Origin of the sequence: Streptomyces sp. NPDC048696 (assembly GCF_043198895.1) — a bacterium.
Lineage (GTDB): Bacteria > Actinomycetota > Actinomycetes > Streptomycetales > Streptomycetaceae > Streptomyces.
Window position 1 is genome coordinate 15,438 of record NZ_JBICVJ010000035.1, and the last position, 13,609, is coordinate 29,046.

12 protein-coding genes are annotated in these 13,609 nt (G+C 70.8%); 6 read left to right on the forward strand and 6 right to left on the reverse strand.

Annotated elements, in window-relative coordinates:
* The first annotated feature begins 405 nt into the window (after nt 1-405).
* On the forward strand, nt 406-1,956 hold the full coding sequence (locus ACGFRG_RS36255; protein ID WP_393270996.1) for a glutamate--cysteine ligase: 1,551 nt from the start codon (nt 406-408) through the stop codon (nt 1,954-1,956).
* On the opposite strand, the gene ACGFRG_RS36260 is transcribed toward ACGFRG_RS36255, so the two are convergent.
* Nucleotides 1,922-3,157 carry a substrate-binding domain-containing protein gene (locus tag ACGFRG_RS36260; protein ID WP_361433735.1) on the reverse strand — a complete coding sequence of 412 codons (1,236 nt, stop codon included), beginning with the start codon at nt 3,155-3,157 and terminating at the stop codon, nt 1,922-1,924. The genes ACGFRG_RS36255 and ACGFRG_RS36260 overlap by 35 nt on opposite strands.
* Nucleotides 3,158-3,344: 187 nt before the next feature.
* On the opposite strand from ACGFRG_RS36260, the gene ACGFRG_RS36265 reads away from it, so the two are divergent.
* On the forward strand, nt 3,345-4,148 hold the full coding sequence (locus ACGFRG_RS36265; protein ID WP_393271018.1) for a CPBP family intramembrane glutamic endopeptidase: 804 nt from the start codon (nt 3,345-3,347) through the stop codon (nt 4,146-4,148).
* Between the two features lie 49 nt (nt 4,149-4,197).
* Here the strand turns inward: ACGFRG_RS36265 and ACGFRG_RS36270 are convergent, their stop codons facing one another.
* From ACGFRG_RS36270 to ACGFRG_RS36280, 3 genes are all read right to left on the reverse strand, one after another.
* Complete coding sequence (locus ACGFRG_RS36270; RefSeq protein ID WP_393270998.1) at nt 4,198-5,013, reverse strand: PhzF family phenazine biosynthesis protein; 816 nt, start codon at nt 5,011-5,013, stop codon at nt 4,198-4,200.
* Between the two features lie 187 nt (nt 5,014-5,200).
* A complete protein-coding gene (locus ACGFRG_RS36275; RefSeq protein ID WP_393271000.1) occupies nt 5,201-6,682 on the reverse strand; it encodes an AprD4 family radical SAM diol-dehydratase in 1,482 nt (493 codons plus the stop codon).
* 121 nt (nt 6,683-6,803) lie between these two features.
* The gene (locus ACGFRG_RS36280) at nt 6,804-8,861 is read right to left on the reverse strand and encodes a trehalose-6-phosphate synthase (protein WP_393271003.1); all 2,058 of its coding nucleotides are present in this window, start codon (nt 8,859-8,861) and stop codon (nt 6,804-6,806) included.
* Nucleotides 8,862-9,138: 277 nt separating this feature from the next.
* Between ACGFRG_RS36280 and ACGFRG_RS36285 the strand changes: the two genes are divergently transcribed.
* Nucleotides 9,139-9,735 (forward strand): PadR family transcriptional regulator, encoded by a 597-nt coding sequence (locus ACGFRG_RS36285; RefSeq protein WP_393271006.1) that lies wholly within the window; start codon nt 9,139-9,141, stop codon nt 9,733-9,735.
* A 106-nt stretch (nt 9,736-9,841) separates the two neighbouring features.
* On the opposite strand, the gene ACGFRG_RS36290 is transcribed toward ACGFRG_RS36285, so the two are convergent.
* On the reverse strand, nt 9,842-10,270 hold the full coding sequence (locus tag ACGFRG_RS36290) for an SRPBCC family protein (RefSeq protein WP_393271009.1): 429 nt from the start codon (nt 10,268-10,270) through the stop codon (nt 9,842-9,844).
* Nucleotides 10,271-10,387: 117 nt separating this feature from the next.
* Entirely contained in the window at nt 10,388-10,585 is a 198-nt protein-coding gene (locus ACGFRG_RS36295) for a hypothetical protein (protein ID WP_361425930.1), read from the reverse strand.
* 235 nt (nt 10,586-10,820) lie between these two features.
* Here ACGFRG_RS36295 and ACGFRG_RS36300 point away from each other — a divergent pair, with 235 nt between their 5' ends.
* The 3 genes from ACGFRG_RS36300 to ACGFRG_RS36310 all read left to right on the forward strand — a co-directional run bounded on the left by ACGFRG_RS36300 (nt 10,821) and on the right by ACGFRG_RS36310 (nt 13,493).
* A complete protein-coding gene (locus tag ACGFRG_RS36300; RefSeq protein WP_393271011.1) occupies nt 10,821-11,354 on the forward strand; it encodes a Clp protease N-terminal domain-containing protein in 534 nt (177 codons plus the stop codon).
* A 31-nt stretch (nt 11,355-11,385) separates the two neighbouring features.
* The gene (locus ACGFRG_RS36305; protein WP_361425927.1) at nt 11,386-12,378 is read left to right on the forward strand and encodes an EamA family transporter; all 993 of its coding nucleotides are present in this window, start codon (nt 11,386-11,388) and stop codon (nt 12,376-12,378) included.
* A gap of 161 nt (nt 12,379-12,539) precedes the next feature.
* On the forward strand, nt 12,540-13,493 hold the full coding sequence (locus tag ACGFRG_RS36310) for a DMT family transporter (RefSeq protein WP_393271014.1): 954 nt from the start codon (nt 12,540-12,542) through the stop codon (nt 13,491-13,493).
* The last annotated feature ends 116 nt before the right edge of the window (nt 13,494-13,609 follow it).

Consider the following 13,609-nt stretch of genomic DNA (forward strand, 5'->3'; position numbering starts at 1 on the left):
GGCCGGGGGGACAGTGGCCGGGGCGCCAACTCTCTGCCTCGTTTGCGGAGTTTATACGACACGTGTTCAGGGCGTGTTTCGTCTAGCAGTCGTCCGTATTACCGGCAAGTCGGTATCCGGTCCCGCCGATGCGGCTTTCCTCCCGATTCCCGAAGGGGAAACGCCGCTGGCCTGGAAAAGTGCAACTGCGGCGGTCGGCCGAAACCCGTCCGTGTTTTTCACCATTACCGAGTCCGTGGTAACCGCACATTGCGCTTGCCAAATGCATGTGCCCGAGGCCGGTTCGTACCAGCTTACCAACCGGCCCCCTGTGATGGGGCGTTATGGATCAGCCAGCCTGGGCATTATCGACCGTGACGCACGCGGCCGGCCGCGCCGGCTGCCCATTCGAGGAGGGACGCTTCGATGGGTGAGAAGGTCGTGGCGGGCGAGTTCGACCTGTCCGATCGGCACGCGTACCGGCAGAAGCTCCAGCAGTGCCTTGAGGGGCTGGGGCGGCTCCTGGCGGAACGGAGGTTCGACCGTCCGCGGAATCTGATGGGCCTGGAGATCGAACTGAATCTCGCGGGCCCGGACGGCATGCCCCGGATGATGAACGCCGAAGTTCTCGAACGCATAGCAAGCAAGGATTTCCAGACCGAACTCGGCATGTTCAATCTTGAAGTCAATATCGCCCCGCACCGGCTCGGCGGCCGTGTTTTCGATCAGCTCTCCGAGGAGCTGCGCACCGGCCTCGGGTACGCCGAGCGCAAAGCGGGCGAGGTCGGCGCCGGGATCGTGATGATCGGCATTCTCCCGACGATCACGCAGCGGGACCTGGTCTCCGCCAACCTTTCCGACGTGGACCGCTACGTGCTGCTCAACGATCAGATAGTGGCGGCCCGCGGCGAGGATTTCACCCTCGACATCGAGGGCGTCGAACGCCTTGTCTGCACCTCCACCTCGATCACCCCGGAGGCGGCCTGCACCTCTGTGCAACTGCACCTCCAGGTCACCCCGGCCCGGTTCGCGGCCGTGTGGAACGCGGCGCAGGCCGTCGCGGCCGTGCAGATCGCGGTGGGTGCCAACGCGCCGTTCCTGTTCGGCCGGGAGCTGTGGCGCGAGTCGCGGCCGCCGCTGTTCGAGCAGGCCACCGACACCAGGCCGGCGGAGCTGCGCGCCCAGGGGGTGCGTCCGAGGACCTGGTTCGGTGAGCGCTGGGTGAGCTCCGCGTACGAGCTCTTCGAGGAGAACCTGCGCTACTTCCCGCCGCTGCTGCCCATCTGCGACGAGGAGGAGCCGCTGCGGGTCCTGGCCGACGGCGGGGTGCCCCGGCTCCAGGAACTCGTGCTGCACAACGGGACGATCTACCGCTGGAACCGTCCGGTGTACGGGATCGCGGACGGGGTGCCGCATCTGCGGGTGGAGAACCGGGTGCTGCCCGCCGGGCCCACCGTCACCGACGTCATCGCCAACGCGGCCTTCTACTACGGGCTCGTACGGACCCTCGCCGAGGACAGCAGGCCCGTGTGGACCCGGCTGCCGTTCGCGGTGGCCGCCGCCAACTTCGAGAGCGCGTGCCGGCTCGGCATCGACGCGGAGCTGCTGTGGCCGGTGCCGCGCCGGGCCGGCGGCGTCGCGCGCGTACCGGCCGTCAAACTCGTACGGGACGAGCTGCTGCCGCTCGCGTACGCAGGTCTGGACGCGTGGGGAGTCGAGCCCGCCGACCGGGACCGCTACCTCGGCGTCATCGAGGAGCGCTGCCGGCGCCGGGTCAACGGGGCGTCCTGGCAGGTCGACACCTACCACCGCGCCCTCGAAGCGGGCCTCGGGCGCCAGGACGCGCTCGCCGCCACCACCCGCCGCTACACCGAGCTGATGCACCAGGGCGAGCCCGTCCACACCTGGCCGGTCGGCTGCCCGGGCCCGTGCCCGCCGGGCGTCACCCCTTCGCGGCGCCCCGACCCACCGGTGTGATGGCTTTGAGGATCACCAGCGTCGAACTCGCCCTGGCCGTGGTGATCCGGGCGCTCCGCACGGTGATCGTCCACAGGCCGAGCGTCTGCTCCAGCTCCTTGGCGGAGGGCGCCTGCGCGCCGGACGTGGCGTACGGCTGCGGTGAACTGCCGCCCGCCGTGCGCACCATCGCGTCCGCCACCTCCTCGCCCGGTGCGCGAAAACCGCAGTGGGCCAGCGCGCGCAGCGAGTCGGGCGCGCCGAGCAGCGTCATGAACCGCATCGCGGCCCGGCTCACGTCGGTGCTCAGCCGGCTCTCGCGGACGATCGTGTACGGGTAGTCGAGCGGCGGCGTCCCGTCCGTCGGGTAGAAGAGCGCGAGGCGCCGACCGGCTCCCGGGCCGCTGTTGTACGCGAACGCCGCCTGCTCGGAGAGGACGACGGCCTGGTTGCGGCGCGCGTCCGCCGCCCCCGCGCCGGAGTCTGTCCGGTCCAGGGTCCCGACGACCTGGGAGTCGCTGTCCGAGGTGCGCCGCGCGAGGAGTTTGGCGAGGGCCGCGGTCTGTGCGCCGCCGTCGGAGCCCTGCCGGGCCTGGGACCGGCCGATGCTGCTCAGGGCCAGCAGACCCGTGGCCGAGCGGGCCGGGTCCGCGGCGCCCAGGCGCAGCCTGGGCGACCGGGTGGCGGTCGCGGCCAGTTCGGCCCAGGTATAGGTCCTCGCGGGCCAGCCGAGGGTGCTCGCGGCGGACTTCACCATGGCGAGTACGACGGGCGAGGCGGCGACATGGCCCGCCGTGGCGACCGGGACGCTGTCGCCGCCGTCCTTGGCACGGTCGACCCACAGCGCCGAGTCGGGTATCCAGACCGCGAAGTCGGGGGTGCGCCCGGCGGAAAGGCCGTCGGAGACCTGGTACGACTCGCGGGCGGTGACCCGGACGTCGATGCAGGAGCCGTCGGAGGTGACCCTGGCCTCGCGCGCGTGCCCGGCGATCGACCGGACAGCCGGGGCGATGTCGGGGGAGGCGACGAGATCCAGCCGTACGGCGGAGTCCCGGCACGAGTCGCCGAAGGAGAGCAGACCGCTGTCGACGGCGACGGCCGCGCCGCCCGCCACGGCCAGGACCAGCAGGGTGGCCACGACGACGGTACCGCGGCGGCCGACGGCCGGACGAGCCCTGGTTCCCGCTGCGGTGTGGTCGTCGGGCAAGCTGTGACGTCCCATGGCGGTGGTGCCCTCCTTGAATCCTGAACAAGGAAAACGTGAATCCCGTAGAAGGAGAGAAAAGGGGGACCGCGGCACCGAAATGGCGCCCGTCCCCGGCCTGTCGCGCGCGATCTTCGTACTTTCATTCGAGACCCTAGCGGGGCAGTGGTGGGCGTGGGACGGGTTCGGTCAACTGGAGGCAGGTGTGCAGGTGGAGGCGGGGCGCGTGGCTGATTCTCTTCCCGGGGAAAGGGGTTCACCGCGGATCTTGCGGTCCGAGACGCTGCTGGTTCTGGCGCTCTCGCTGGGCGCGAGCGGTGTATCGGCGCTGATCAGTTTTGTGGGGTCGGTGACCAAACCCGGCGGCCTGAAGGAGCAGGCGGCCAAACTCAACACCTCGTACGCTCCCGGGCGGCCCTGGCTCGATCTCGCCTGGCAGCTCTTCGGTATCGCGACCGCGCTGGTGCCCGTGGCGCTCGTCGCGCATCTGCTGCTGCGCGAGGGCGCGGGCGGGCTGCGGGTCCTCGGGTTCGACCGCAGACGGCCGTGGCCGGACCTCGGCAGGGGCGCGCTCGTCGCCGCCGGGATCGGCAGTGTGGGGCTCGGCTTCTATCTGGCGGCGCGGGCGGTCGGCGGCAATCTGACGGTCGTCCCGGAGTCGCTGCCGGACGTGTGGTGGAAGTACCCGGTGCTCGTCCTGTCGGCGGTGCAGAACGCCGTCCTGGAGGAGGTGATCGTCGTCGGGTATCTGCTGCGCCGGCTCGGCCAGTTGGGGTGGGGCCCGCTCGCCGCGCTGGCCGCGAGCTCGGTCCTGCGCGGCTCGTACCACCTCTACCAGGGCATCGGCGGCTTCCTCGGCAATATGGCGATGGGCGTGGTCTTCGTGCTGCTCTACCGCCGCTGGCAGCGGGTGGGGCCGCTCGTGGTGGCCCATTCACTGCTCGACATCGGGGCGTTCGTGGGATACGCGCTGCTCGCGGGGAAGGTGAGCTGGCTGCCGACGCTGTGAGCGGGCCCACGCACGCGGGGTGCGTGGGCAAGGGGCGTACCACCATGGGTCAGGGCGCCGTCAGCAGCTCGCCGTCGATGACGGTGACCGCCGTGCCGGTCAGCAGGGTGCGGTCGCCGCGCAGGGACACGCGGACGAGCCCGGAGCGGGCGGACGCCTGGAGGCCGGTCAGCTCGGTGCGGCCCAGGCGCGGCGCCCAGAAGGGCGCGAGCGCCGTGTGGGCGCTCCCCGTCACCGGGTCCTCGTCGATGCCGAGGCCCGGGAAGAAGCCGCGCGAGACGAAGTCGTGGCCCAGGGACGGGTCGTCGGCCGCCGCCGTGGCGATGATCCCGCGCGCCGAGTGCGCGATCAACGCCTTGAAGTCGGGGGTGAGGGCCCGCACGGTCCGCTCGTCCGCTAGCTCGACCACCAGGTCGCCGATGTGCCGGGACGTGTCGTGCGCCGAAACCGGCTCCGCGCCCAGCGCCTCGCCGATCCCGTCCGGGATCTTCACCGGGGTGAGCGGCGAGGTGGGGAAGTCGAGCGTGATCGACCCGTCCTCGTCGGCGGCGGCCGCGAGGATGCCGCACCGGGCCGCGAACCGCACGGTGCCGGTCATGGCCCCCGTCGTACGCAGCACGTGAGCGGTGGCCAGGGTGGCGTGCCCGCACATGTCGACCTCTCGCGCCGGGGTGAACCAGCGCAGCGCCCAGTCGGCCTCGCCGCCGGGCGGCAGGGGATGCGCGAAGGCGGTCTCGGAGAGGTTGACCTCCCGGGCGACGTTCTGGAGCCAGACGTCGTCCGGGAAGGAGTCGAGGAGCAGCACCCCGGCCGGGTTCCCGGCGAAGGCGCGGTCGGTGAAGGCGTCGACGATTCGAATCCGCATGCCCTGGACGGTACGGCGCGGAGAAACCGGCAGGCCAAGGCCAATCCGTGATGGTTGGCCCTCTTTTGCGTACGCCTGCCCGGCCTGACGGATCGCAGGCGTGGGGCAGATGCGCCAGGCTGAAGGCCTGCCGGGTCGGTGACGTCCAGAGGGACGGGGACGGCTTGGCCGCCGCGCGGTCACGGTGTCAACAAGCGGCCGAGCGCCCGTGGGGTGCCGGAGTCGTGTCGGCCCAGTTCCGGATGCGGCTGCGGTAGGAGGCCAGGGTGTCGGCCGGGGCGCAGCCACCGTCGATCCGGTGCAGTTCCTCGGTCAGCGCGAGTGCTTCGGTCAGATCGTTCTCGGTCAGTTCGTCCGTACGCATCACCACGTTGAAGCTGGTGAACCGGTCCTGGTCTCGCCGGATCCAGCCTTTGTCCAGGGCCAGCTCGTGCAGAGCTGTGCCGGGATACGGGGTGATCACTCCGACGTTGAACTCCTCGGACGACAGTCCCAGTTCCAGGATGAATTCCAGGGTGTTGGCAATGGACTGCCGGGTCTCGCCGGGCAGGCCGAAGAGCAGGAGGAAGAGCATGTTCAGCCCGGTCTGCCGTGCTGTGCGGTGGAACGCTCTCACGGTGTCCAGGCCGAGCCGCTTGCGGACCGCGGTGTCGTGCATGCGCGCGTCCCCGCTCTCGACCCCCACCTCCACACCCACACAGCCGGCGTCGACCATGACCCGGATCAGTTCCTCGTCGAGCCGGTCGATCCGGGTCTCGCACCACCATCGGATGCCTGTTCCGGTTCTTTTGACCGCTTCGCACAGGGCAAGCGTGCGCCGCCGGTCGAAGGTGAAGACAGGGTCGCGGAAGACCACGGCGGTGATTCCGAGCCGCGCGCACTGCTCGAACTCGGCGGCGATCCGTTCGACCGGGTACGCCCTGACCTTCTTGCCCTCGCCCAGCGGGTAAGGGCAGTAGAAACCGCACGGGTAGGGGCAGCCGAAGCTGGCGTTCATCGTGGTGATGCGCTCTGCGGGAAGTGCCGGGAATACATAGCGACGGTGATCGACGAGGTCACGAGCCGGCAGCGGTTCGTCGGCCAGATCGCCGTAGACGTGCGGCAGACGCCCCGGGTCGTGCGCGGCGGCCGCGGTGATCAGTCCGGGAATCGCCATGGCACCGGCGGCTCGGGCTTCGACCAGGTATCCCAGGCGCGGTATCGCCTCGGGCAGGATCACGGCTTCGCAGCCGCTTGTGGTCAGGATCTCCTGCCACTGGTCGTGCCCGCGGATACTGGTATAGGCGAACGTCCGCAGTCCGGCCGCGGCGAACTCGCCCAGTCTGCGGACGTCCTCGCGCATGGCCGCCAGTGACACCTGGCAGATGACGATGTCCGCCTCGGCCCGTCCCTGTCGTGCGTCCGCGAGCGGCGGGAGGGCGCCTTCCACCTCCGGGAGGGAGCCCTCCACCTCCTCGTCCACGATGCGCGGCACACTTCCCGCAGCCCGCAGGACTCCGGCGATACGGAGCAGGTCCAGAGGCGGCAGGACGTTGCGCTCACCGGGGTTGACGGTGCCAAGCCCGCCCGCGTACGTACGTTGGAGCTTGGGCCCGAACGACGTCTTGGGACTGAGCAGAAGGACCTTCTGGGCGGCTCCGCGGCTCGCCGGCTCTGTGTCATCCGCCAAGGCAATCTCCTTCTGCCGTATTGCTATCGGGTACAGGAGGTGCTCGCGTTCGTCAGCGTCAATGCCTACCTATCGGCGAAAGCGCCGAAACGGACGGGATCCAGCCACACGGATCGTGGGGTCACCGGCTTCCTGTGCGGCTTCTGATGTCGGCGACGACCTGTGCGGCCCATTCGGCGGGGGTGTGGCGGTCGAGGAGCGCGGCGAGGCGTTCCAGGTGAGCGTGTTGTCGGGCGAGCGGGAGAGTGAGCGCCCGGTGGAGGGTGCGAGCCAGGTCCTCGGCGTCGCGGGGGTCGGTGAGCAGGGCGGCCTCGCCCAATTGGGCTGCGGCGCCCGTATGCCGTGACAGAACCAGGACGCCGGGCATGCCGGCGGCGTGGCGGGCGGCGACGTACTCCTTGGCGGTCAGGTTCATGCCGTCCGAGTGAGAGGTCACCCACAGGACATCGGCTTGCAGATAGTGGTCGACCACCTCGGTGAACGGCACAGCACGGGGGCGGTAGTCGATGGGTCGCCAGTCGGCAGTGCCCCATGTGCTGTTGACTGCGGCGATGCGCCGTTCGAGGAGGCGGCGGGTGGCGTCGTAGGCGCGGATGCCGGGTTCGGGCGGGGGGCATACGAGCCTGAAGCGCAGTCGGCCCCGCAGGTGGGGGTGGCGGGAGAGAAGCCGGTGCAGGGCTTCGGTCTTCTCCACCGGTGCCTTGGCGTAGTCGAGGCGTTCCACCGACAGGACGAGCTGACCGGAGGGTGTCCGGCCGCCCCGGTGGGCTGCGGTGCGAGCACGGGCGAGATCCTCGACCGCGCGACGGTCGATGCCGAGCGGATGAACGCCGGTGCACGGTATGCGCGAGGAGCCGGCCATGGTGCGGCGGAAATTGGCGGCGAACGCGTCCGTGTGAAAGCCCGCCCAGTCGAGGTCCGACAACGACGCGCGGACCTGCGTGGCGGTGGGCAGCGCGGCGAAGACATCGGGCGAGGGGAAAGGGGTGTGGTGGAACAGCCCGATCCGCAGGTCGGGGCGGCTCCGGCGGAGCAGAGCGGGAGCAAGCCACAGGTTGTAGTCGTGGAGCCAGACCGTAGCGCCGTGTGCGGCGTGGGCCGCGATGTGGTGGGCGAAGCGGGCGTTGACCTCCTCGTAGCGGCCCCAGGAGGACGCGTCGAAACGCATCAGATCGGGCCGGGACATCAGGACGGGCCATAACGCTTCCTTGCACGCCCGGTGGAAGTAAGCGCCCCAGTCGGCGGAGGACAGCGGCATCAGGGCCAGTGGCAGTCCCGTGCCACGGCCGTCCAGCGGGGCCGTTGGGCTCGTGGCGTCGCCGGTGACCGCGGCGGCCGCCCACACGGCGTCCGCCGTGCCGGCGGCGACGCGACGCAGGACGGGCAGGATGCCATTGGGACTCACCGGGGGCCGCCAGCCGCCCGCGGTCCACTGGGCGGGAGGACGGTGGTATCCGATCACCAGCCGGTGAACGCCGCTCACCCAGCCGAGACGGCGTAAGGCCGCGAAGATGCCTCCCGCGCCCTCCTCGTGGGTGTGCTGCACCCTGGCGCCCGGCGGCACCCGTTGACGCAAGGCCGGCTCGGCGTTGCCCACCACTACCGCGTGCGCGCCGAGCCTGAGCATGGACACGTCGTTCAGTGAGTCACCCGCGACAAGGACGGACTCCATCGGCCAGCCCTGTTTGGCTGCCAGCAGTGCCAGCGCACTGCCCTTACCCGCCCGCGGTGGCAGAACATCGAAGTACCGGCCGTCCGAGTACACCCAGGAACAGCCGAGCTCCTCCACCGCCGCGCGCAGTTCGGCCGTCAGATACTGCGGTCGCAGGTAGAAGGAGCATCGCCCTTCCTGGGGCACCCGCTGATAGGTGAGCGCCCTGAAGCCGCTGAGCGCCGCGCGGACCCGTCCCGCACCAGGCCACCCGCTGCGCAGACACTCCTGCAGAACGGGCTCAGGGGTGAAGTCGTCGCCGTCGACGACACTGGCCCCCACATCGGCGATGATCCAGCGCGGGCTCGGCACGAACGAGTCCTGCAGCACCTCACGGACCGAGGGCACAGAACGGCCGGTCGCGAACACGACCGTGATCTCCGGATGGCGGTCCAGCGCCTCGCGAAGCTCCCGACGTTGCCCGGCATCACCGCCAAGGAGCGTGCCGTCCAGATCAGTGACCAGCACCCGTAACGAATTCCGGGTTCCTGAACGGCCGTCCGGCCCATCCCCCGGCCCGTCACCCCCCTCACCGCACCTGGCTGATCCGGACACCGCACCCCCCTGTCACCGCTGGCCAACGCTGACCAACTGAGACAGCAAGCCTCTCCACCGGCAACCAGAAGTAATCGCCCGTTCGCGAACGGTGCATGTTCCGTCAGGCTTCGGTGGAGCCTTGCCGAAAGAACAGTCCCGATATATCGTTGAGGCATCGCGACAGATCAACGATGGAAGGAGCGTAGCGATGCGTTCACATGGACATGGGTGCGGACAGCACGGACCCGACCATCGCGGTCGGGGTGACTTCGAGGGGCGGCGTGCCGCTTTCGGTCCCTTCGGTCCCGGCTTCGGCGGCGGACCGTTCGGGCCCGGCCGCGGTGGCCGGGGCGGTCCGCGGGGAAGGGCCCGGCGCGGGGATGTCCGCGCGTCGATCCTGGCCCTCCTCAAGGACCGGCCGATGCACGGCTACGAGATGATCCAGGAGATCGGCGAGCGCAGTGGCGGGGCGTGGAAGCCCAGCCCCGGCTCGGTCTACCCGACCCTCCAGCTCCTTGAGGACGAGGGGCTGATCACCAGTGAGAGCGAGGGCGGCAAGAAGCTGTTCACGCTGACCGACTCCGGGCGCACGGAGGCCGAATCGGGGTCCGAGGCCCCGTGGGAAGAGGTCGGGCGCGGAGTCGACTGGGAGAGCATGAACGAGATCCGGCAGGCCGGTTTCGGTCTGATGGAGGCGTTCGGCCAGGTCTGGAAGACCGGCACCGCCGAGCAGCGCCAGAAGGCGCTCGGGGTCATCAACGACGCCCGTAAGAAGCTGTATCTGATCCTGGCCGACGAGGACTGAACCCGTCGGCCGCCGAAAGCCCCGCGATCGTGAGATCGCGGGGCTTTCCCGTATACGTGGGCCCGCCTGTACGCATCCGTGGTCCTGCCTGTACGTACTCGGGCGGTCAGGCCACCAAGGCGCCGAGCCCCCGCAGCGACTCGTTGAGCGCCGCCGTCGCCGAGTCCTTGAGTTTGCCCGCCATCAGCGAGACGGCCGGGCCGGTGAACTCGCCCTCGATGCGGACGACGGTCGCGTTCCCGTCGGGCGTGAGCGTGTAGCGGTTGCCGACGCTCACTCCCATCGGGCCCTTGCCCTTGATGCCGAGGAGCCGGCCCGCCTCGAACTCGTCCACGGTCCAGGTCACTTCGGCCGGGAAGCCCATCAGTTTCATGTTCTCGGCGTAGGTGGCGCCGAGCTCCAGCTTCTCGGGGCCGCCCTGGGGGAAGCCGGTATGGGTGGCGTTCCACTCGCCGTATGTGGTGAAGTCCGTCAACCGGGCCCAGACCTTCTCCGGCGGAGCCTCCAGGCGTGCCTCGGCGCTGACCTCGGCCATGCGACCACCCCTTCCGAGTCGAGAACGCGCATCGGGACGCGTTTCGAGAACGTGCCGCGGAACGTAGCCGGGGTGCCGTGAATACTCAATACTGATGGACCGTCAGATCGGGTGGTCTCAGATCACCGAACCGCTCACCGGTAACGCCCATATCTGCGCCGAGTCGAAGAGGTCGGACGCGCGCGGGCGCGCGGACTCGTCGTGGCAGTGGAAGGCGGCCCAGAACAGATCGGCGCGCAGGGCGTCGCCCGGGGCGTACACCCGGTACACGTACTGCATTCCGTCCTCGGCGAGCAGAGCGACCATCCAGCACATCGGGCCCCTCCCGCGATTGCCGTGGCGGCTGTTGTTTCGTACGGGAGGGGACGTGTGGGGCGGCGGTGTGGTTGCTCGCAGGGCGTACGTGTGGGCGGTGTGCGCCCCCGAGGGGTAAAACCGCAAATCTCATCCATAAGGAGGAGAACCCGGTCAGCCGTCCCCACCCAACGTCGGATGCGGAATGCTTCTGAGCGGGGATGTTCTGGGCGCCCGTGCCTGATGGGGTAGAAGGGTGCACCTCCCCCTCCCGCGGATACCGGCCCCGGTCCCCGCCGCCCCGGATCTCGAAGCCCGCCTCACCGACGAGATGGCTTCGGTGGTCGCGGGTGCCCGCAGGCGGGCGTTGCGCGACGGCGACCGGCAGATCGACACGGCCCATCTGCTGCACTCGCTGCTGGAGACCGACCCCGAGGTGCGGGCCGCCTTCGACGGCGGGGCGCAGGTCGCCCGGGTGCTCGGCTACCTCGTCCAGCGCTCGATCGGATACGGGCTGCGCTGGCAGGGCTCGGTGGAGGACTCCGGCGCGATCCCGCTGCTCACCCAGCCCGGCTGGTCGCCGTCGGCGGTCACCGCGATGGAGAGCGCCCTCGCGCGCGCGGCCGCCCGGGGGCAGTCGCGGGTGCGCGGCACCGACCTGCTCGCGGCGCTCGCGGCCGACCCCGCGTGCCGTGCCGTCGAGGTCCTGGAACATGCCGGAGCCGACGCGGAGACCCTGTGCGCGCGGCTCGCCGAGGAGCCGCTGTCTCGACAGGTGTCACAGGGGTGACGGTGCTGACTTCTCCTGTCATGATGTGCCGATGCAGGCGTCTCAGGGGAGAAACGTCGGCCTGGGACTGGCCCTGGCCTCGGCGTTCTCATTCGGTGGTTCAGGTGTCGCGGCCAAGCCGCTGATCGAGGCCGGCCTCGACCCGCTGCACGTGGTGTGGCTGCGGGTGACCGGCGCGGCCCTCGTCATGCTGCCGGTTGCCTGGCGCCACCGGAGCCTGCTGCTGCGCCGCCCCGCGCTGCTCGCCGGGTTCGGCCTGCTGGCCGTCGCCGGAGTGCAGGCCTGCTACTTCGCGGCCATCTCCCGCATCCCCGTCGGCGTCGCGCTCCTGGTGGAATACCTGGCGCCCGCGCTCGTCCTCGGCTGGGTCCGGTTCGTGCAGCGCAGGCCGGTGACCCGGGCGGCGGCCGTCGGCGTGGTCCTGGCCGTCGGCGGGCTCGCCTGTGTCGTCCAGATCTGGTCCGGGCTGAGCTTCGACGTGCTCGGCCTGCTGCTCGCGCTCGGCGCCGCCTGCTGCCAGGTCGGCTACTTCGTCCTGTCCGACCAGGGCGGCGACGCGGCTGACGCGCCCGACCCGCTCGGCGTCATCGCGTACGGACTGCTCATCGGATCCGTCCTGCTCACCCTGGTCGCCCGCCCCTGGTCGATGGACTGGTCGGTGCTCGGCGGCAGCGCCGACATGAACGGCACCCAGGTGCCGGCCGCGCTGCTGCTCGGCTGGATCGTGCTGATCGCGACGGTCATCGCGTACGTCACCGGGGTGATCTCGGTGCGCAAGCTGTCACCGCAGGTGGCGGGCGTGGTCGCCTGTCTTGAGGCGGTCATCGCCACCGTCCTGGCGTGGGTGCTGCTCGGTGAGCACCTCGCCGCGCCGCAGATCGTCGGCGGCGCGGTCGTCCTGGTCGGCGCCTTCATCGCGCAGTCCTCGGCCCCGAAGGAGCCGTCCGGGCCGGTCGCCGGTGGGGAGGGGCGCCCGGCGCCCGCCACCGAAGGCCGGTTGTCGGCGGGACAGACCGCGCCGTAAGGTGACGATCATGCATTCGACCGTACTGCCGCCTCCCGCCGCGTAACGCGGGCGGCCGCACCCCAGACGAAGACCGGGCTCGGGCAGTCCCCGAGCGGTTCGTCGCTGCCCGCGTACTCCAGGCATGCGACCTTTCCCGTCTTCCTCTTCGGAGTACGTACGTGTCGAACGATTCCTCCGGCCTGCCCGTCGGGCGTGGCCTGCTCTATCTCGTCTTCGCCGGAGTCGCCTGGGGCACCGCGGGCGGCGCCGCCGCGCTGGTCTTCGGCGCCAGCGACATGGGCCCGCTCGCCCTCTCCTTCTGGCGCTGCGTCGGCGGCCTCGTGCTGCTGCTCGGCGCGCGGGCGATACGCCGCCGCAAGGCGCCGGCCGTCGCCGAACCGCGCGGCAGGCTGCTGCTACGGATCCTCGGCAACGGCATCGGCCTGGCGGTCTTCCAGAGCGCCTACTTCGCGGCCGTCGCCTCGACCGGCCTCGCCGTGGCGACCGTGGTCACCCTCGGCGCCGGTCCCGTGCTCATCGCGCTCGGCGCACGGCTCACCATGGGCGAGCGCATCGGCGGCGCCGGGCTGACCGCGGTGGCCGGGGCGCTCACCGGGCTCGCGGTGCTTGTGCTCGGCAACGGCGGCGGCTCGGTCCGCCCCGCCGGGGTGCTGCTCGCGCTCCTGTCGGCGGCCGGGTACGCGGGGATCACCCTGCTCACCCGGTGGCTCGGCCGGGACGGCCAGGCGGCCGACCCCGCCACCACCACCGCCTGGGCGTTCACCGTGGCGTCGGTGGCGCTGCTGCCGTTGGCGGGCGCGGAAGGACTGCTGCCGCACACGGTCGACCCGGTCCGGGTGCTCGCGCTGCTGCTGTATGTGGCGGCGGTGCCCACGGCGCTCGCGTACGCGCTCTACTTCGCGGGAGCGGCCGTCGTCCGGGCCACCACCGTCTCCGTGATCATGCTCCTTGAGCCGGTGAGCGCGGCGCTGCTCGCGGTGTCGGTGCTGGGTGAACGGCTGAGCGCGGCCACGGTCGCGGGTACGTCGCTGCTGCTCGTCGCGGTGGTCGGGCTCGCCGGGGCCGAGGCACGGCTCGCGGCGAGGGCCCACCGGGAGCCGGTCGCGGTCTGATCCGGCGGGAGCCGGTCATCGCTAGGGCCTGTCCGGTGGATCTTGCCTGGGACGCGGGGGTGTGGCACGCCCATCTGCGGCGTTGTCGTCGGTTGCCGACGCTCCGCGTCGCCGCC